At 32.2% G+C, this 17554-nt stretch carries 17 protein-coding genes; 5 read left to right on the forward strand and 12 right to left on the reverse strand.

Annotated features, from left to right (window positions below; all coding sequences use genetic code 11):
- Positions 1-65: 65 nt before the first annotated feature.
- Together K8354_RS12415 and K8354_RS12420 are read right to left on the reverse strand one after the other, a co-directional pair.
- Positions 66-1022 carry an electron transfer flavoprotein subunit alpha/FixB family protein gene (locus K8354_RS12415; protein ID WP_223440263.1) on the reverse strand — a complete coding sequence of 319 codons (957 nt, stop codon included), beginning with the start codon at positions 1020-1022 and terminating at the stop codon, positions 66-68.
- Positions 1023-1138: 116 nt separating this feature from the next.
- Complete coding sequence (locus tag K8354_RS12420) at positions 1139-1885, reverse strand: electron transfer flavoprotein subunit beta/FixA family protein (protein WP_223440265.1); 747 nt, start codon at positions 1883-1885, stop codon at positions 1139-1141.
- 213 nt (positions 1886-2098) lie between these two features.
- Between K8354_RS12420 and K8354_RS12425 the strand changes: the two genes are divergently transcribed.
- The 4 genes from K8354_RS12425 (at position 2099) to K8354_RS12440 (ending at position 7932) form a co-directional block, all read left to right on the forward strand.
- Positions 2099-3079: a pyruvate dehydrogenase complex E1 component subunit beta gene (locus tag K8354_RS12425; protein ID WP_223440267.1), complete on the forward strand. Its 981-nt coding sequence runs from the start codon at positions 2099-2101 to the stop codon at positions 3077-3079.
- A 181-nt stretch (positions 3080-3260) separates the two neighbouring features.
- Entirely contained in the window at positions 3261-3788 is a 528-nt protein-coding gene (locus K8354_RS12430) for an inorganic diphosphatase (RefSeq protein WP_223440269.1), read from the forward strand.
- Positions 3789-3904: 116 nt separating this feature from the next.
- The gene (locus K8354_RS12435) at positions 3905-6334 is read left to right on the forward strand and encodes a sodium-translocating pyrophosphatase (RefSeq protein WP_223440278.1); all 2430 of its coding nucleotides are present in this window, start codon (positions 3905-3907) and stop codon (positions 6332-6334) included.
- Positions 6335-6906: 572 nt separating this feature from the next.
- Entirely contained in the window at positions 6907-7932 is a 1026-nt protein-coding gene (locus K8354_RS12440; RefSeq protein ID WP_223440280.1) for a helix-turn-helix domain-containing protein, read from the forward strand.
- Positions 7933-8040: 108 nt separating this feature from the next.
- Here the strand turns inward: K8354_RS12440 and K8354_RS12445 are convergent, their stop codons facing one another.
- The 9 genes from K8354_RS12445 to K8354_RS12485 form a co-directional block, all read right to left on the reverse strand.
- Positions 8041-8241: a hypothetical protein gene (locus K8354_RS12445; protein WP_223440282.1), complete on the reverse strand. Its 201-nt coding sequence runs from the start codon at positions 8239-8241 to the stop codon at positions 8041-8043.
- A 14-nt stretch (positions 8242-8255) separates the two neighbouring features.
- On the reverse strand, positions 8256-8612 hold the full coding sequence (locus tag K8354_RS12450) for a hypothetical protein (protein ID WP_223440284.1): 357 nt from the start codon (positions 8610-8612) through the stop codon (positions 8256-8258).
- A gap of 3 nt (positions 8613-8615) precedes the next feature.
- Positions 8616-8948, reverse strand: coding sequence for a YtxH domain-containing protein (locus K8354_RS12455; RefSeq protein ID WP_223440286.1), 333 nt, complete (start codon positions 8946-8948; stop codon positions 8616-8618).
- Positions 8949-9128: 180 nt separating this feature from the next.
- The gene (locus K8354_RS12460; protein WP_223440288.1) at positions 9129-9992 is read right to left on the reverse strand and encodes a 5-oxoprolinase subunit C family protein; all 864 of its coding nucleotides are present in this window, start codon (positions 9990-9992) and stop codon (positions 9129-9131) included.
- Positions 9985-10716 (reverse strand): 5-oxoprolinase subunit PxpB, encoded by a 732-nt coding sequence (pxpB, locus tag K8354_RS12465; protein ID WP_223440298.1) that lies wholly within the window; start codon positions 10714-10716, stop codon positions 9985-9987. The genes K8354_RS12460 and pxpB overlap by 8 nt, the downstream gene beginning before the upstream one ends.
- The gene (gene pxpA, locus K8354_RS12470; RefSeq protein WP_223440306.1) at positions 10709-11458 is read right to left on the reverse strand and encodes a 5-oxoprolinase subunit PxpA; all 750 of its coding nucleotides are present in this window, start codon (positions 11456-11458) and stop codon (positions 10709-10711) included. Before pxpA ends, pxpB begins: the two co-directional genes overlap by 8 nt.
- 52 nt (positions 11459-11510) lie before the next feature.
- Positions 11511-12734: an Nramp family divalent metal transporter gene (locus tag K8354_RS12475; protein ID WP_223440311.1), complete on the reverse strand. Its 1224-nt coding sequence runs from the start codon at positions 12732-12734 to the stop codon at positions 11511-11513.
- 206 nt (positions 12735-12940) lie between these two features.
- The gene (gene pckA, locus K8354_RS12480; RefSeq protein WP_223440312.1) at positions 12941-14551 is read right to left on the reverse strand and encodes a phosphoenolpyruvate carboxykinase (ATP); all 1611 of its coding nucleotides are present in this window, start codon (positions 14549-14551) and stop codon (positions 12941-12943) included.
- A gap of 85 nt (positions 14552-14636) precedes the next feature.
- Positions 14637-15017: a DUF423 domain-containing protein gene (locus tag K8354_RS12485; protein WP_223440314.1), complete on the reverse strand. Its 381-nt coding sequence runs from the start codon at positions 15015-15017 to the stop codon at positions 14637-14639.
- 72 nt (positions 15018-15089) lie between these two features.
- Here K8354_RS12485 and K8354_RS12490 point away from each other — a divergent pair, with 72 nt between their 5' ends.
- Positions 15090-16460, forward strand: coding sequence for a saccharopine dehydrogenase family protein (locus K8354_RS12490; RefSeq protein ID WP_223440322.1), 1371 nt, complete (start codon positions 15090-15092; stop codon positions 16458-16460).
- 81 nt (positions 16461-16541) lie between these two features.
- On the opposite strand, the gene K8354_RS12495 is transcribed toward K8354_RS12490, so the two are convergent.
- A complete protein-coding gene (locus tag K8354_RS12495; RefSeq protein WP_223440324.1) occupies positions 16542-17261 on the reverse strand; it encodes a tRNA1(Val) (adenine(37)-N6)-methyltransferase in 720 nt (239 codons plus the stop codon).
- Between the last annotated feature and the right edge of the window lie 293 nt (positions 17262-17554).

The following is a 17554-nucleotide window of genomic DNA, read 5'->3' on the forward strand; positions in this document are numbered from 1 at the left end:
AGAAAAATCCTATTGATAATTATACCAAGAGGATTTTATGCATAAACTATGTTTGAATATTTGAATTAAGCTTGCTTAAAAGCTTTTAACTTCTCGATTAATTTGGGTACAACCTCAAAAGCATCACCAACAATACCGTAATCTGCAGCTTTAAAGAAAGGTGCTTCAGGATCTGTGTTAATGACTACTTTTACTTTAGATGCATTAATACCTGCCAAATGCTGAATGGCTCCAGAAATTCCGATGGCAATATACAAATTAGTCGCTACAGGCTTCCCGGTTTGACCTACATGTTCTCCGTGAGGACGCCATCCTAAATCTGAAACAGGCTTAGAGCAGGCTGTAGCGGCACCTAAAACACCAGCTAATTCCTCAATCATACCCCAATTTTCAGGCCCTTTTAAACCCCGTCCTGCAGAAACAACTACATCTGCATCTGCAATCGTTACTTGTCCTGTAACTCGTTCTACTTTTTCAGATTTTACACCAGAATCTGCAATTGTAGCATCAAAACTTTCTGTGGTTCCTGTTACTGGGTTTTCAAAAACTCCGTAAGAATTTTGAGCAACTCCAATCACCTTAGTATCCGCTGCTATTACTGTATTGCTAAAAGCTTTGTTAGAAAACGCCTTTCTTTTCACAGTAAAAGGACTTGTAGAACTCGGCAACGCTACTACATTAGAAACATAACCTGCATCTAGTGCAACTGCTAAGATAGGTGCAACATGCAAAGTATCGATACTAGAATCTAAAATAACTACGGATGAATTTTGAGCATCTGCAACTTGTTGAATTACCGAAGCATATGCTTTTGCATTAAAAGTTGATAAAGCATCGTTTGTAACTGAAAATACTTTGTCCGCTCCATAGGTATACAAAGTTTCTGTATTATTTGCATTTATGGTTACAACAACTACAGTACTTCCGAGTTGTTCTGCTACCTTTTTTCCATAAGAAACTACTTCAAAAGCATTTTTCTTAAATTTTCCGTCTGTTGAATTGGCAAAAACTAAAACTGACATATTTTATATTGTTTTTTATCCTGAACTCGTTTCAGGAATTTATTATTGTTCGTTAAATCTTAAGAAAGACACTGAAACAAGTTCAGCTTAATTTATTTTATTTTTGCAAAAAAAAATTAAATAACTTTTGCTTCGTTATGCAATAAGTTAATCAACTCATCTATATTATCTGCAGCTACTAACTTTACGGCTCCTTTTGGCGCTGGCTTTTCAAATGATGCTATAGATGTGGCATTTTCCCCTGCAACCGGTTCTAAAACTTTTAAGGGTTTTTTACGAGCCATCATAATTCCGCGCATATTTGGAATTCGCAAATCTTTCTCTTCTACAATTCCTTTTTGACCTGCAACGACCATAGGCAAAGAAGCTGTTAAAGACTCATTCCCGCCATCAATTTCTCTTGTTAATGAAACTGCAGTTCCATCAACTTCCATCCCTACACAACCATTTACAAAATTAAAATCTAATAAAGAAGCTAACATCCCAGGAACCATTCCTCCATTATAATCTATGGATTCTCTTCCTGCTAAAACCAAATCATAACCTCCATTTTTCACAACTTCTGCCAATTGTTTTGCAACCGATAACCCATCAACAGACTCCATATTTACACGAATCGCATCATCAGCACCAATTGCCAAAGCTTTTCTTAAGGTAGGTTCTGTAGCAGCTGTACCAACATTTACAACAGTTACACTTGCACCTTGCTTTTCTTTAAACCACATGGCTCTTGTTAAACAGAATTCGTCGTATGGATTAATCACAAACTGAACTCCGTTTGTATCAAACTTTGTATCATTTTCTGTAAAATTAATTTTTGAAGTAGTATCAGGCACATTACTTATACACACCAATATTTTCATAATTGTATTTTTTAATCTTTGTTAGAAGGCAAAGCTACATCTTTTTTTTAAAAAATACTATGCATGCATAGTATTTTTGTTTTATTTAACAATTTTCGAAAACGATTGAGTAATTATAGTAACTCAAAAATGTTAGTTTATAAAATGGAACTAAAAAAATTGATAATTATTTGCTTACTTTTGCTATCAATAATATTTACAACGAAAATATAGATGAAAACAGTTCAATTCAGAGAAGCAATTTGCGAAGCAATGAGCGAAGAAATGCGCAGAGATGAAAGCATATATTTAATGGGTGAAGAAGTTGCCGAATATAATGGTGCTTACAAAGCAAGTAAAGGAATGCTAGAAGAATTTGGCGCTAAAAGAGTTATCGATACTCCGATTGCTGAATTAGGTTTTGCAGGCATTGCTATTGGTTCTGCCATGAATGGTAACAGACCTATTGTAGAATATATGACGTTTAACTTCTCTTTAGTAGGAATTGATCAAATTATAAATAACGCAGCAAAAATTAGACAAATGTCTGGTGGGCAATTTAATTGTCCTATTGTGTTTAGAGGTCCTACAGCTTCTGCAGGTCAATTAGGCGCTACACACTCACAAGCTTTTGAAAACTGGTTTGCAAATACACCGGGTTTAAAAGTAATTGTACCTTCGAATCCTTATGATGCAAAAGGTTTATTAAAAGCAGCCATTAGAGATGATGATCCGGTAATTTTTATGGAATCTGAGCAGATGTATGGCGATAAAATGGAGATTCCTGAAGGAGAATATATCATTCCTATTGGAGTTGCAGAGATTAAAAGAGCTGGTACAGACGTTACCGTGGTTTCTTTTGGAAAAATTATAAAAGAAGCTTATAAGGCAGCTGAAGAATTAGCCAAAGAAAATATTTCGATCGAAATTATCGATTTAAGAACGGTTCGCCCAATGGATCATGATGCTATTTTAAAGTCTGTTAAAAAAACAAATAGGTTAGTCGTTTTAGAAGAAGCATGGCCTTTTGCAAGTGTTGCTTCAGAAATTACCTATAGAATACAAGATCAAGCATTTGATTATTTAGATGCACCCATCAAAAGAATTACAACCGCAGATACTCCTGCACCTTATTCTCCTGTATTATTAGAAAAATGGATTCCGAATCATAACGATGTTATCAAAGCTGTAAAAGAAGTTTTGTATATTAAATAAAAAAAAATAAATAGCTCCTATAAAAATCCTTTTTGATCCCTTTCAAAAAGGATTTTCTTTTTGATAAGAAGATTTACTCTAAATTACTTAAAAATCAAAAAGCTTTCTGAAAAAAATCTTTTAAAGAGTCTTTATTTCGTTATTTTTGTTTTTCATTAAAATTAAAGAAATAAAAAATACAATGGTTAGAGAAGACGAGACTACATTTGATGTTTTAGTAGAAATTCCTAAAGGAAGTAGAAATAAGTATGAATACGATTTTGACTTAAATAAAATTCGTTTTGATAGAATGCTATTTTCTTCAATGATGTATCCAGCAGATTATGGTTTTGTACCAGAAACCTTAGCGCTAGATGATGATCCTTTAGATGTTCTCGTTTTAGGGCATGAACCAACATTTCCTATGTGTGTGATGCAGGTAAAACCCATTGGAGTTTTTCATATGACCGATGAAAAAGGACCCGATGAAAAAGTAATTTGTGTTCCTGTCTCAGACCCTATTTGGAACGGAAAAAAAGATATTTTTGACTTAAATCCTCACAGACTAAAAGAAATTGAACACTTTTTTAAAGTGTATAAAGATTTAGAAAAGAAAAAAGTTGATGTCGGTGGATGGGGAGATGCTGCCGAAGCTATCCAAATTTTTCATGATTCTGTGAAGAGATATAATGAAAGTGAATACAAAAAGACTAATAAATTCAAGATTTAACAAAATTTACAATACTATTTTATCAACCTCTTAAAATTAAACATTTTAAGAGGTTTTTTTTATTCTGATTTTCTTACTTTAGCATCCGTTTTAAACTAATCAAATTAAAAATATTTATGGAGTCAATGATGATTTACATGCCAATTGTAATGGCAGTTTTAGGCTTAATCTATATGTGGATTAAGAAATCTTGGGTAATGAAACAAGATGCAGGAGATGGTAAAATGAAAGAAATTTCAGATTATATTTACGAAGGTGCACTCGCCTTTTTAAGCGCAGAATATAAATTACTCGCTATCTTTGTAGTAATTGTCAGTGTTGCATTAGCCGCTGTATCTTTTATAGTACCTACAACACACTGGTTAATTGTAATTGCTTTTATTTTTGGAGCTGTTTTTTCTGCTTTTGCAGGAAATATAGGAATGAAGATTGCTACCAAAACAAATGTTAGAACTACACAAGCTGCAAAAACAAGTTTACCAAATGCTCTAAAAGTATCTTTTGGTGGCGGAACCGTAATGGGTCTTGGAGTTGCTGGTTTGGCTGTTTTAGGTTTAACAATATTCTTTATTATATTTTATAACTACTTTATGGGCGGTGCAGAAGGTGTTTTTTCTGTTGATAAAATGACCATCGTTTTAGAAACCTTAGCTGGTTTTTCTTTAGGTGCAGAATCTATTGCATTGTTTGCAAGAGTTGGTGGAGGAATTTATACAAAAGCAGCAGATGTTGGTGCTGATTTAGTGGGTAAAGTAGAAGCTGGAATTCCAGAAGATGACCCAAGAAACCCAGCCACAATTGCAGATAATGTTGGTGATAATGTTGGTGATGTTGCAGGAATGGGAGCCGATTTATTTGGTTCTTATGTTGCAACAGTTTTAGCAGCCATGGTTTTAGGAAACTATATCATTAAAGATATGGGAGGTTCAATCGATGATGCTTTTGGCGGAATTGGTCCTATTTTATTACCAATGGCAATTGCTGGAGTTGGAATTATCATTTCTATAATTGGTACAATGTTGGTGAAAATTAGCTCTAATGATGCTAAAGAAGACCAAGTAATGGGCGCTTTAAATAAAGGAAACTGGACTTCTATTATATTAGTTGCAGGAGCTTGTTTTGGTTTAGTTACTTGGATGTTGCCAGAAACAATGACTATGGAGTTCTTCGGAGAAGGACCTCAACAAATTTCTTCTATGAGAGTGTTTTATGCTACCTTAGTTGGTTTGGTTGTAGGTGCTGTAATATCATCAGTAACGGAATATTATACAGGCTTAGGGAAATCTCCAATCTTAAAAATAGTGCAACAATCATCAACTGGAGCAGGAACCAACATTATTGCAGGTTTGGCAACCGGTATGATTTCTACATTTCCATCTGTATTATTATTTGCAGGTGCAATTTGGGCTTCTTATGCTTTTGCAGGTTTTTACGGAGTTGCTTTGGCAGCTTCTGCAATGATGGCTACAACAGCAATGCAACTAGCTATCGATGCTTTTGGACCTATTGCCGATAATGCAGGTGGTATTGCTGAAATGAGTGAACAAGAACCAATTGTAAGAGAACGTACCGATATTTTAGATGCTGTTGGAAATACAACTGCTGCAACTGGAAAAGGTTTTGCCATTGCCTCTGCGGCATTAACTTCATTAGCTTTATTTGCTGCTTATGTAACTTTTACAGGAATTGACGGAATTAATATTTTTAAAGCACCAGTTTTAGCCATGTTATTTGTTGGTGGTATGGTACCTGTGGTATTTTCTGCACTGGCAATGAACGCCGTTGGAAAAGCTGCTATGGAAATGGTACAAGAAGTAAGAAGACAGTTTAAAGAAATTCCTGGAATTATGGAAGGAACTGGAAAGCCTGAATATGATAAATGTGTGGCAATTTCTACGGAAGCTTCTTTAAGAGAAATGATGTTACCAGGTTTATTAACTATTGGTTTTCCATTAATTATTGCTTTTGTTCCAATGATTTTTGGAATGGATAATTTAGCAATTGCAGAAATGTTAGGTGGTTATATGGCTGGTGTTACTGTTTCTGGTGTACTTTGGGCAATCTTTCAAAACAACGCAGGTGGTGCTTGGGATAATGCAAAAAAGTCTTTCGAAGCTGGGGTTGAAATCAATGGAGAAATGACCTATAAAGGTTCTGAAGCACATAAAGCTGCGGTAACTGGTGATACTGTTGGAGATCCGTTTAAAGATACTTCTGGTCCTTCCATGAATATTTTAATTAAACTTACCTGTTTAATTGGCCTAGTCATTGCACCTATTTTAGGTGGTCATGTTGCTGATGCTCATGCTATCCATGATATTAAAAAGGAAGTTATTATAGAACAAAACAACCAAAACGCTATTGCAACATTAATTACGACAACAACAATTGATGGAAAAACAGTTACTGAAACTCAAAAAATTGAAGGAACGATAGCAGAAATAGAAAAGAAAGCAAATTTAGCTGGAGAAATTGTTTCAATGGATGTGAAAAAAAATACAGAAACTACCGAAAAAGAAATTGAAATTATTATTGAGAAAAAATAATAATTTTCTTTTTCATAGCTTATTAAAAACCACACCTAGTGTGGTTTTTTTTGTGAAATAGAAAAGAAAAAAGGGCGTTTTATTGCGGTTATTTCAATGTAGAATTGGCATAGGAAACGTAAAAAGTAAAAAAAAGAATAGTGCGTATTAAAAAGCTGATTAAAAATTATTGTTGTCCGATAAAAGTTAAAAAGACCGCTTTCGCTGTTAGAATCAAGAACAAAGACTTGAATATAACTAACTGAAAAACAATAGTATTACGATTTTAAATTTTTCGATACATCATAAATTCTAAAGCGGTTTTAATAGCAAGGTGTACTACTTTAAAAACTCTTGAAAATCAAGACTATCAATACTTTAAAACACTTTAGCTAATTTTAATCGGTCAACACTAATTAAAAATTATTGCATCCTCCTTTTCCATGAACAGCATGTAGCGATGATGCTATAAAACATATTAAACTAGGATAGGTTTATCAGGATTCTTTTTATCTGCCATCATAGACTTCAATTAGGCTTAGCAAGAAACAAAAATTAAATTATCTTTATACTTTTTTAAAAATTGTGCCAGTATGGTAGAAATTGAAATAATTGCTGATAGCCCAAAAGAAACCATAAATCAAATAAAAAATGTTTTAGGCGGCTCTATTCAAGAAAACTGGGGAGAATTTACCTTAAGGATTGAGAATGAAAATGCCACTGGAAACATCCGATATATCCCTTTTGATTGGGGAGTAAATCTGTTAGATTTCGACATTACATTTCATAAAGAAATCATCTTTAAAATTAAAGCACATCGTAAATTTAACCCCATAAGATTCATATATCCTTCCTTAGGATCTTTAAAACATCGATTTGGAGTTCACATCAAAGAAATACCGGTTAATCAGTTTCAAACTTTGATTTTTACCAATAAAAATGGGGGTCACAACTATATTCACTATAGAAAAAATGAACCCTTAGAAATTAATGTAATTCAGATTGTTAGAAAAGAATTTCTTGCAAAAAGCACCACAAATGTAGCCAGCTTAAATAACAAATTATATGAAGTTTTTGTAGATACAGATCATCAGCATAGATTTGCCCATTATGGTACTTTAAACTTAAAAATGGCCGACCTTATTAAAGGTTTAAAAGCCGTTAGAGGAAATGGAATGTTGCGTATTCTTAAAATTGAAGCTAGAGTGTACGAAATGTTATCTCTTCATATTCAACAACATAACAGTTTCTTAAAAGATTTTTTACTACAAACATCACTTATGAAAAGTGAACTAAAAACTATTCGTAAATTTGGGAATAAAATATTAAAAAAACCAGCAAAAGACTACACGTTAAATCAACTTTCTATAGATTCTGGCCTTACTCAAGCCAAATTACAAGACGGATTTAAATTTATATACAAAAGAACGGTTACAGAATATATACGTCATATTCGTTTAGAATTTGCTAGAGATCAACTAAAAAATACAGACTTAAATATTTCTCAAGTAGTTTACAGTATCGGTTTTAGTAGCAGAAGCTATTTTTCAAAGATTTTTAAAGAAAAGTATGGGTATACTCCGAATCAGTTTAAGAAAAAAATAGCAGCAAAAACTTAAAATAAAAATTCTGAAATTCATATCTTGAATGTCAGAATTTATACTATTTAAAATTACAAGTAAGAATATAAATCAGAAGAAACTATCTTTTACATCTCTTACTAATTTTTATTTGAATATTTTTTTAATGAGTAGTAAAACACCATACCTACTTGCATATGTAAAAACACTGCTTAAAATATTGATAGGCCTTAAAGTATGTTCCACATCACTTTTTACTATTTTTAATTCTTCTATGGCAATTTGCTGTTCTAGTGATAACTTTTTTAAGTCTCTATCTATTTCATCAAAACTCTCGTATATTTTCATTATGTTTTTGTTCTTTAGGCGGATTCTTTAAAGAATGTTTTAGACATTTTTATAATAATCTTTTTATCAAAATATTTTCTAAAAAGATATAATAATAGCACAAAAAACAGCATTAGTAAGCCTATTATTAAGTAGCCTAAAGCTATATTTTGTAAATATTCACCTAGCGCAATAGCGCCTGAAAGAGCTATAAAAATAAATCCTAAAAAAAAGACCCCTCCTAGAATAAATAGTTTGGTTAGCATACTAATCGATAAGGTAGTCATTTGAAATACCTTTAGCTTAGAATATGCATAAGACTTATTTATAAGCTCTTTTCCTGCGCTTGAGCCTTTATCTGCAGAATTGTTTAAATCATCAATTATGCTCATATACTAAGCAGTTTTTTGTAATTTCTTATTTTTCTCTTTTAATTCTCCTAATTTTTTCTCTAAGACAGTAATTACATCTTCTGCTTTATGACTCACATTAGATACTACATTTTCTAATTGCGTATCTAAACTTTCTTTACTATCAGATACCCTAGAGGTTACTTGCTCTGTAATTTGTGATGCTTTCTCTGCTATTTTGTCTTTTGCTGCTAATGCTTCATCAGATATTCTTTGTCTTGTAACAATTCCCTTTTCAGGAGCAAATAAAATACCTAAAGTTGCACCAATTACTGTTCCCGCTAATAATCCTACTACTGTGTTGCTACTTTTGCTCATCTTTTTATATTTTTAATGATTATACTTAATTTTTATATACATTTATAGTACAGAACAAAGCTAACTTAAAAAGTTTTGACTTTAAATGATCTAGATCATTTAAAGTACACTAAATAAAAATAGGTAAATATTCTATAAGAATTATTTCTCTAATCTAATATGAACTATTTTATTTATTGGCTAACTCTGCAAACTGCGTTGCGAAATGAAAAACAATAGTTGCTGGTTTGTAGTTTTTTGTGATAATTTATCTATCGACGCAGCAGTAAGTTGTAAAACTCTTGGATAACCGCCAGTAACTTGGCAATCTTTCATTAAAATAATTAACTTTCCCGAAGGCGTTAATTGCACAGTGCCTGGCTGAACTGCTGATGTTAAAATGGACGGCAAACTATTATGAATAATTTCATTAAGTCGAAAACCCATTCTATTATTGTCTTTTGAAATTGTAAAAGGTTGTTCCGCTATTTTTTCCTGTTGATCTCTATTAAGCAACTCAAATTCTGGTCCTTTAAAACAGTTAATTTCTTGAGCATCGAAATGAGACTTTACAATTTTTAGAGAAGTATTTGAACTTTCTAAATCGTTACCATAAGCAATGATTGGCAATATACAATTTTTTCTGATAATAACGTCATTAGTAATATGTTGATAAAAACTTCTACTATTTAAAATTACTTCTGATTGAAACCCAAATTTAACGGCCAAATAGGTTCTTACACCATACTTAATTTTTCCAAAGGATAAAACATCGTTTTTTTGAACTTTAATTCTAGAATTCAGAATGATTAATTTATCATTTATTTTTGCCGAAAAATCTGCACCCGAAATACAAATAATAGTTGCTGTTAAAAATTGTAATTCACAACCTCCAAAAGTAATTTCTAAAACAGCATCTTCAAGATCATTATTTAAAATACTGTTGGCGATATTTGCTGAATACTGATCCATAGCACCAGAAACAGGAACACCTACCGAAGCAAAACCAACTCTGCCCCTATCTTGAATTGATGTATAAAAACCAGCTTTTAAAACTTTAATCATGTTGTAAAGTTTTAAAAATTTGAAATGAATTCTCTATGATTTCCTTCTCAATTTGATGATATTCTTCTATAGAAATAGAAATAAATTTTATCTGATCTCCAGGCTTTGCAAAACAAGGATTCGCTTTTTTAACATCAAAAAAAATAATCGGAGTTTTACCGATAATATTCCAACCACCCGCAGCATTAGATGGATAAATTCCAGTTTGTTGTCCGCCAATACCCACAGCGCCTTTTGAAACATGCAAACGTGGATTTTCTTTTCGATCAAAAAATAACTTTTTATCCAATCCGCCTAAATAGAGGAACCCTGGCAAGAATCCGATAAAAAAAACAGTATATATTTTTTCTGAATGTAATTTGATAATTTCTTCAATTGCTAAATTGGATTTTATTGAAATTTCTTCTAAATCAATTCCGAATTTTAAATCATAACAAACGGGAATTTCCCATAAAAAACGCTCTTTTTGTTTGCTTTCAAACTCTAAATTGTAAATGAATTGTAACCTTTCCACTTCCTTTTTAAAATCAGGAATAGAATTTTTATATTGTAACGTAAGTGAATTATACGCAATGATAAAATCTGTAAACTGATGCTTATTTTCAAGACTTATTTTTTCTTTAAACAGCATGATATCGTTTAAAATTTTTTCATCAATACGTGTTTCCCATTCTATTAAAATGGCGTTATCTCCGAATGGCTTATAGGTTAAATTGTTAATCAATTTTAAATCCTTCTTTTTTTAAGTTCTCAGATACATATGCTGCAATTTCAATGGCATTTTCCGTATCTCCATGAATACAAAAAGTATCTACCTTTATCTGTTTTTCTAACGAGGAAATTGCTTGTACTTTTCCGTTTTTAGCCATATTAAAAACATGCTTAAAAACATCTTGTTTATGTGTTATTAAAGCGTTCTTTTCATTTCTAGAAACCAACGTTAAATCGTCATTATAATTTCTATCTGCAAAAGCTTCATATTTTATTTTTATAGAGTTTTGAAGCGCTACTTTTTCTATAAAAGAATTATAAGGAACGTACAAAAAAACATCCTTCATATATATTTTAATGCTATTTACAAACAAATTTGCTAAATTTTCATCTACAGTAATGGCATTATACAAAGCTCCATGTGGCTTTATATGATGTAACTTTTCATTAAAAAAAGAGACTCTTTTTAAAAATAAATTCAATTGATTTTGGATGCTCGTTTTTAAAGCAGCTTCTGACATAGGTATTAATTTTCTTCCAAAATTTTCTGTATCCGGAAAAGACGGATGTGCTCCTATTTTTACTTGATACGCTCTCGCTAATTCTATGGCTTTATCAATCGATTTTACAGTTCCAAAATGACCTCCACAAGCAATGCTGCAGGAAGAAATATGCGGCATTAACAAATGTTCATTGTTCATCCCTTCGCCAACATCACAATTGATATCAATACTATTTATTATCTTTTTAATCATTTTATAAAGCTTACAGCATTTTTATTCTTCTCAAAAACCCTCAATCTGGGGATTAAAAATTAAAAACTTTTAAAATACCTTTTGCTCCCAAAAATATGGTAATTATTAAAATTACGAAACCTATAATATTTTGTGTTTTGGTATTCACAAAATTCCCTAACACATTTTTTTTATTCATAATCCATAATAAAATCCCTGCAATTATGGGTAATAACATTCCGTTTGCAACTTGAGCAAACTTTATAATTTCGATAGGTTTTATGCCTATGGATGAAAAGAAAACCCCTAAAAAAAGTACTAGCATCCAAACCATTCTAAACGACTTAGATTGCATGGTTCCTTGCCAACCCAAACAACCTTTTGCCACATAAGCCGCCGCTAAAGGCGCTGTTATTGCAGAGGTTATGCCAGCAGCGAATAAACCTAAAGCTAAAAAATAAGTCGCAAACTCGCCATACAAAGGTGCCAATCCTTTTGCTAAATCTGCGGCATTTGTAATATCTTTAAACGGAATTGCCGCTGCCGAAATTATGATTGCCATAGAAACTAATCCGCCTAAAATAATCGAAATAATAGTATCTTTTTTTGCAAATTTTAAATCTTCTTTCGTCTTCCAGCGTTCTTTTACTAAAGACGCATGTAGAAACAAATTATAAGGTACAACGGTTGTGCCAATTAAACCAATAATGGTAAGCAAACTTTTTTCTGGAAACTTCGGAACAAACATTCCTTTTAAAATAGCAAAAATATCTGGTTTTGTAACAATTGCAGTCAATACAAAAGAAAAACTCATTAATAAAACTAAAGAAATTAATGCTTTTTCTAAAAATTTATAATTGCCAATGTATAATAAAATAAAAGCGATGAAGCCTATTACAATACTCATAAAGTTTATGGAATAAGAACCAACATCAACCTTAAACTGACCAAAAATAGTTTCTAAACCTAAAATTCCGCCACTAATATTTCCGGCTTCATAAGATGCGTTGCCCACAACAATTGCCAACAAAATTAACATAATGACAAACTGTTTTAAAAACGGAATTTTAATTTCTTCTCTAATGACCTCCGACAATCCTTTTTGAGAAATAATACCCAATCTGGCAGCCATTTCTTGCAAAACGATGGTTGCGATTATAGAAAGTAACATTGCCCATAACAAATTGAAACCAAAATTTACCCCAGCAAGGGTGCAAAGTGTTACTGTTCCTGGACCAATAAATGCGGCGGCAATTAAAGTTCCGGGGCCAATATTCTGAAACCATTTTTTTATCATCAACAAAAAAGTTTAATTGCTGGAATAAAGATACTTTTAAAAAACAAAAACACCTCAAAATTGAGGTGTTTTGTAAAAATATAGTAACTTAATACAAATTCTCGGGAAATAAAATCCAAAGATCCCGCTGAAAAAAAGCGGGATTAGTTCAATTAAAAATTTTTAATGTGTTGTTTCACCACTTATAAAAAATGAGTTTCACTAATTTAATGTGAATAACGTTGCGGACCACCTCTGCGGATTTCTTCGTTCGCAAACTCTTCAAACTGTTTAAAGTTTACTCTAAAAGCATTCGATAATTTAAACGCTGTATCGTAATACGCTTCATCATTATTCCAAGTAGATCTCGGACTTAATAATTCAGTAGGAACTCCAGGACAACTTCTAGGCTGTGCCACTCCAAAAACAGAATGAATATGATAATTTTCATAAGTATAATCACTTAAATCACCATTTAAGACAGCGGTTATCATGGCACGTGTATATTTTAAAGGCATTCTTCTACCAACGCCATATTTACCACCAGACCAACCTGTATTCACCAACCAAACATTTACACCCGCTTCTTTCATTTTCTTACTCAACATTTCTGCGTATTTCGTGGGATGCAAAGGCATAAACGGAGCGCCAAAGCAAGCTGAAAAACTTGGTGTAGGTTCATTTACACCAGCTTCTGTTCCGGCAACTTTTGCGGTATACCCCGATATAAAATGATACGCAGCCTGAGCTGGTGTCAATTTAGAGATTGGAGGCAAAACGCCAAAAGCATCTGCAGTTAAAAAGAAAATATTTTTTGGATTTTTACCGATAGACGGTTGCTGAATATTATCGATATGATAAATAGGATAACTAACTCTGGTGTTTTGAGTAATACTAGTATCTGCAAAATTGATAACACCATGCGCATCCATTTTTACATTTTCTAGAATGGCACCTTTTTTTATGGCTGCAAAAATTTCTGGTTCTTGCTCTTGAGATAAATTAATCACTTTTGCATAACAACCACCCTCAAAATTAAAAACGCTATTTTCTGCCGTCCAACCGTGTTCATCATCACCAATTAAACTTCTGTTTGGATCGGTTGATAAGGTTGTTTTCCCAGTTCCAGATAGCCCAAAGAAAATAGCAGTATCGTCATCTTTACCCACATTTGCAGAACAATGCATGGGTAATGTGTCTTTAAAAACAGGAAGTATAAAATTTAATGCAGAAAAAATTCCTTTTTTAATTTCGCCTGTATATCCTGTGCCACCAATTAAAGCAATTTTTTTATTAAAATTTAAAATTGCAAAGTTATGTTGCCGTGTTCCATCTTCTTCAGCATTTGCCATAAAACCGGGTGCATTTATTACCGTCCATTCAGGAGAAAAACCTTTTAGTTCTTCTTCAGTTGGGCGTAAAAACATGTTGTAAGCAAACATGTTGCTCCAAGGATACTCGTTTACAACTCTAATATTTAGCCTGTAATTTTTGTCAGCACATGCATAACTATCTCTCACAAAAATTTCTTTCTCTGACAAATAATCAACCACTTTAGCATATAATTTATCAAATTTATCCTCTTCAAAAGCAAGATTGATGTCACTCCACCAAACTTTATCTTTTGTGATATCATCTTTTACAATAAAGCGATCCATGGGTGAACGCCCTGTAAATTCTCCTGTATTTACGGCAATGGAACCTAATGAAGATTCTACTCCCTGTCCTTTTTCCAACGTTTCTTTATGCAACTCACTAGATGTTAACTGATAACGAACAGTTGCATTTTTGATTCCTAGACTATTTAACGAAATCGATTTCGTATTTGTATCTACCATATCAATATATTTTATGTTTTTATAGGATGTAAAATTAAACAATATTTTAAAACAGCCTTATTTAAAAAGAAGAATTATCAATTTTTTATTCCTTTCGATGCTTTTTTACGAATATCACAATCATTGAAATCCAACCGATTATAAAAAATAAGCCTCCCAAAGGAGTGATAAACCAAATAGATGAAGCGGTAACGGAAGTTAGCTGAATCATGTAAATAGACCCTGAGAAAAAGAGAATTCCCGCAAAAAAAAGATAGCTTAAAGCGTTTTTTTGTTTCTTCGAAAACCCATCATATGTATTTAAAAAGAGCACAATAATAACATGATACATTTGATAGCGAACTGCGGTTTCAAAACTTTGTAATTGATCTGGAGTTAAAGTTTCTTTTAAAGCATGTGCTCCAAAAGCACCAAGAATAATAGCTAAAGCACCAAAAAAACACGTAATAATTAAATTTTTAAACATTTTTATTCATTTTTGTTAAATTTTAAACAAATTATGTACCTTCGTATCCATACAAAAATACAGCTTTCTTTTATGAAAAACATATTGATTATTGGTTCTGGGAAATCGAGTTCATCTTTAATAAAATATTTATTAGATAGCTCTGATAAAGAAGATTTACGACTAACGATTGCTGATATTTCGACTGCCAATGCCGAAAAACTTATCAATAAACATCCCAATGGAAAATCGATTGTTTTAGACGTTTTTGATAAAAAGCAACGTGAAAAACTTATTCAGAAATCAGATATCGTAATTTCTATGTTACCAGCTCGTTTTCATATAGAAGTTGCAAAAGATTGCATCACTTTTGGCAAACACATGGTTACAGCCTCTTATATATCCGAAGAAATGAAAGCGCTAGATAAAGCCGCAAAAGCAAAAGGTTTGGTATTGATGAATGAAATTGGTTTAGACCCTGGTTTAGATCATATGAGTGCTATGAAAGTACTACACAACCTTAAAGAAAAAGGCGCAAAAATGCTGCTTTTTGAATCTTTTTGTGGTGGTTTAGTAGCGCCAGAAAGCGATACAAATTTATGGAATTACAAATTTACTTGGAACCCTAGAAATGTAGTTTTAGCGGGGCAAGGAGGTGCTGCGATGTTTATTCAAGAAAACACATATAAATACATTCCTTACCATAAATTATTTAGAAGAACCGAATTTTTAGAAATTAGCGGTGGTGGTAAATTTGAGGCGTATGCAAATAGAGATTCTTTAAAATATAGAAGTGTTTATGGTTTGGACAACATCCCCACCATGTATCGAGGAACGATAAGAAAAGTAGGTTTTTCTAGAGCTTGGAACATTTTTGTACAGTTAGGGATGACGGATGATTCTTATACTATTGAAGATTCTGAAAACATGAGTTACCGAGATTTTGTGAATCTATTTTTAGCCTATTCTCCGTCAGATTCTGTGGAATTAAAATTACGTTCTTATCTAAAAATAGATCAAGATGATGTGATGTGGGATAAATTACTAGAATTGGATATTTTTAATCCGAATAAAAAGATTGCATTAAAAAATGCAACTCCTGCACAAATGCTTCAAAAAATACTACAAGATTCTTGGACTTTACAAGAAGAGGATAAAGATATGATTGTAATGCAACATCTTTTTGGTTATGAAATTGATGGTAAAAAAGAACAGATAGAAAGTAGTTTGATTGTTTTAGGAGAAAACCAAACCTATACTGCCATGGCAAAAACAGTGGGGTTACCCGTTGGAATTGCTGCTTTAAAAATTTTAAAAGGCGAAATAAAAACTCCTGGTGTACAAATACCCATTACCAAAGAAGTGTATAAACCTATTTTAAAAGAACTAGAAAACTACGGAATTAAATTTACTGAAAAAGAAGTACCTTATTTGGGGTATAACCCTAATAATGTAATTGGTTAAAAACAAGTTTTGGCAATGAAGGTTACGAAAAAAACATCTCTATTAAGGAAGTTTTTTCAGTTCTTATTCATAACAAAGCGGCTACATTTTCAAATAAAAATCCTTCGTTAAATGGATGTAGTCTTCTGTGTATTTGTGACGATCCGTTTCAATGATTAAATGTTCTTCTTCGATTTCTGATTTATGAAAAGAAAAGGCCATTAAACTTCTTTTTACTTCGGATGTTTGATTTCCTTGCACTCGGCAAACTCTATTTAAAAGTAACTTATTTTTTTTAGCCAAATTGATAAAACTCTCTTCTTCTTTAAAGGGAATAATCACGGAAAAAGATCCGTTTTCGGATAAAATTTTTGAAACGCCCAAAAGCAAATTTTCAAAGGAAAGTGCGCTTGTAAATCGGGCTTTATTTCTTGCACTTACTTGAGTTTCAAAATTATCATTATAAAAAGGTGGGTTAGAGAGAATTAAATCGTATGTTTCCTCCTCTTCAGCAATTTCATCTGCAAATTCCTGAAAACTTGAATGATAACAATACAAACGATCTCCCCAATCAGACTTCTCAAAATTATCTACAGTTTGTTCGTAGGCACTTTCATCAACCTCAACCGCATCAATTGTCATGGCATCCGAACGCTGCGCCATCATTAAAGCAATAACTCCCGTACCTGCTCCAATATCTAAAATTGTATCCGGATCATTAGCTACAGAACACCAGGCTCCTAACAAAACACCATCCGTACCTACTTTCATAGCTGTTTGGTCTTGATGAACGGTAAACTCCTTAAAATGAAATGGTTTCATAGGTACATCCTTTTTATTTGAAGTAATCATAACGCTAATTTACTAAAGCACTTTTTGTTTCGCGTTTAAAAAAGCAAATATAATCTTAAGAAAAAAGAATACACTATTAATTCTCTTACTTTCCCTTTTATAAAAAACGCATGAAACTGTTCTTGAAGAACTCGCTAAAATTTAAAGAAATTGTAAATAGAACTTTAAAGGTTATAGAAAATATCAGTAGTAAAAAGCAATCTCTTCAGTATAAATTCTCATAAAATGATTATTTAATAGTGTAAATAATTTTAAAGACAACT

Source organism: Polaribacter litorisediminis (assembly GCF_019968605.1).
GTDB classification, from domain to species: Bacteria; Bacteroidota; Bacteroidia; order Flavobacteriales; family Flavobacteriaceae; genus Polaribacter; species Polaribacter litorisediminis.

Bases quoted from the DNA above. Each gene is read 5' to 3' on its own strand.
- K8354_RS12415 (WP_223440263.1), bottom strand. From the start codon at position 1,022: ATGTCAGTTTTAGTTTTTGCCAATTCAACAGACGGAAAATTTAAGAAA.
- K8354_RS12420 (WP_223440265.1), bottom strand. From the start codon at position 1,885: ATGAAAATATTGGTGTGTATAAGTAATGTGCCTGATACTACTTCAAAA.
- K8354_RS12425 (WP_223440267.1), top strand. From the start codon at position 2,099: ATGAAAACAGTTCAATTCAGAGAAGCAATTTGCGAAGCAATGAGCGAA.
- K8354_RS12430 (WP_223440269.1), top strand. From the start codon at position 3,261: ATGGTTAGAGAAGACGAGACTACATTTGATGTTTTAGTAGAAATTCCT.
- K8354_RS12435 (WP_223440278.1), top strand. From the start codon at position 3,905: ATGGAGTCAATGATGATTTACATGCCAATTGTAATGGCAGTTTTAGGC.
- K8354_RS12440 (WP_223440280.1), top strand. From the start codon at position 6,907: ATGGTAGAAATTGAAATAATTGCTGATAGCCCAAAAGAAACCATAAAT.
- K8354_RS12445 (WP_223440282.1), bottom strand. From the start codon at position 8,241: ATGAAAATATACGAGAGTTTTGATGAAATAGATAGAGACTTAAAAAAG.
- K8354_RS12450 (WP_223440284.1), bottom strand. From the start codon at position 8,612: ATGAGCATAATTGATGATTTAAACAATTCTGCAGATAAAGGCTCAAGC.
- K8354_RS12455 (WP_223440286.1), bottom strand. From the start codon at position 8,948: ATGAGCAAAAGTAGCAACACAGTAGTAGGATTATTAGCGGGAACAGTA.
- K8354_RS12460 (WP_223440288.1), bottom strand. From the start codon at position 9,992: ATGATTAAAGTTTTAAAAGCTGGTTTTTATACATCAATTCAAGATAGG.
- pxpA (WP_223440306.1), bottom strand. From the start codon at position 11,458: ATGATTAAAAAGATAATAAATAGTATTGATATCAATTGTGATGTTGGC.
- K8354_RS12475 (WP_223440311.1), bottom strand. From the start codon at position 12,734: ATGATAAAAAAATGGTTTCAGAATATTGGCCCCGGAACTTTAATTGCC.
- pckA (WP_223440312.1), bottom strand. From the start codon at position 14,551: ATGGTAGATACAAATACGAAATCGATTTCGTTAAATAGTCTAGGAATC.
- K8354_RS12485 (WP_223440314.1), bottom strand. From the start codon at position 15,017: ATGTTTAAAAATTTAATTATTACGTGTTTTTTTGGTGCTTTAGCTATT.
- K8354_RS12490 (WP_223440322.1), top strand. From the start codon at position 15,090: ATGAAAAACATATTGATTATTGGTTCTGGGAAATCGAGTTCATCTTTA.
- K8354_RS12495 (WP_223440324.1), bottom strand. From the start codon at position 17,261: ATGAAACCATTTCATTTTAAGGAGTTTACCGTTCATCAAGACCAAACA.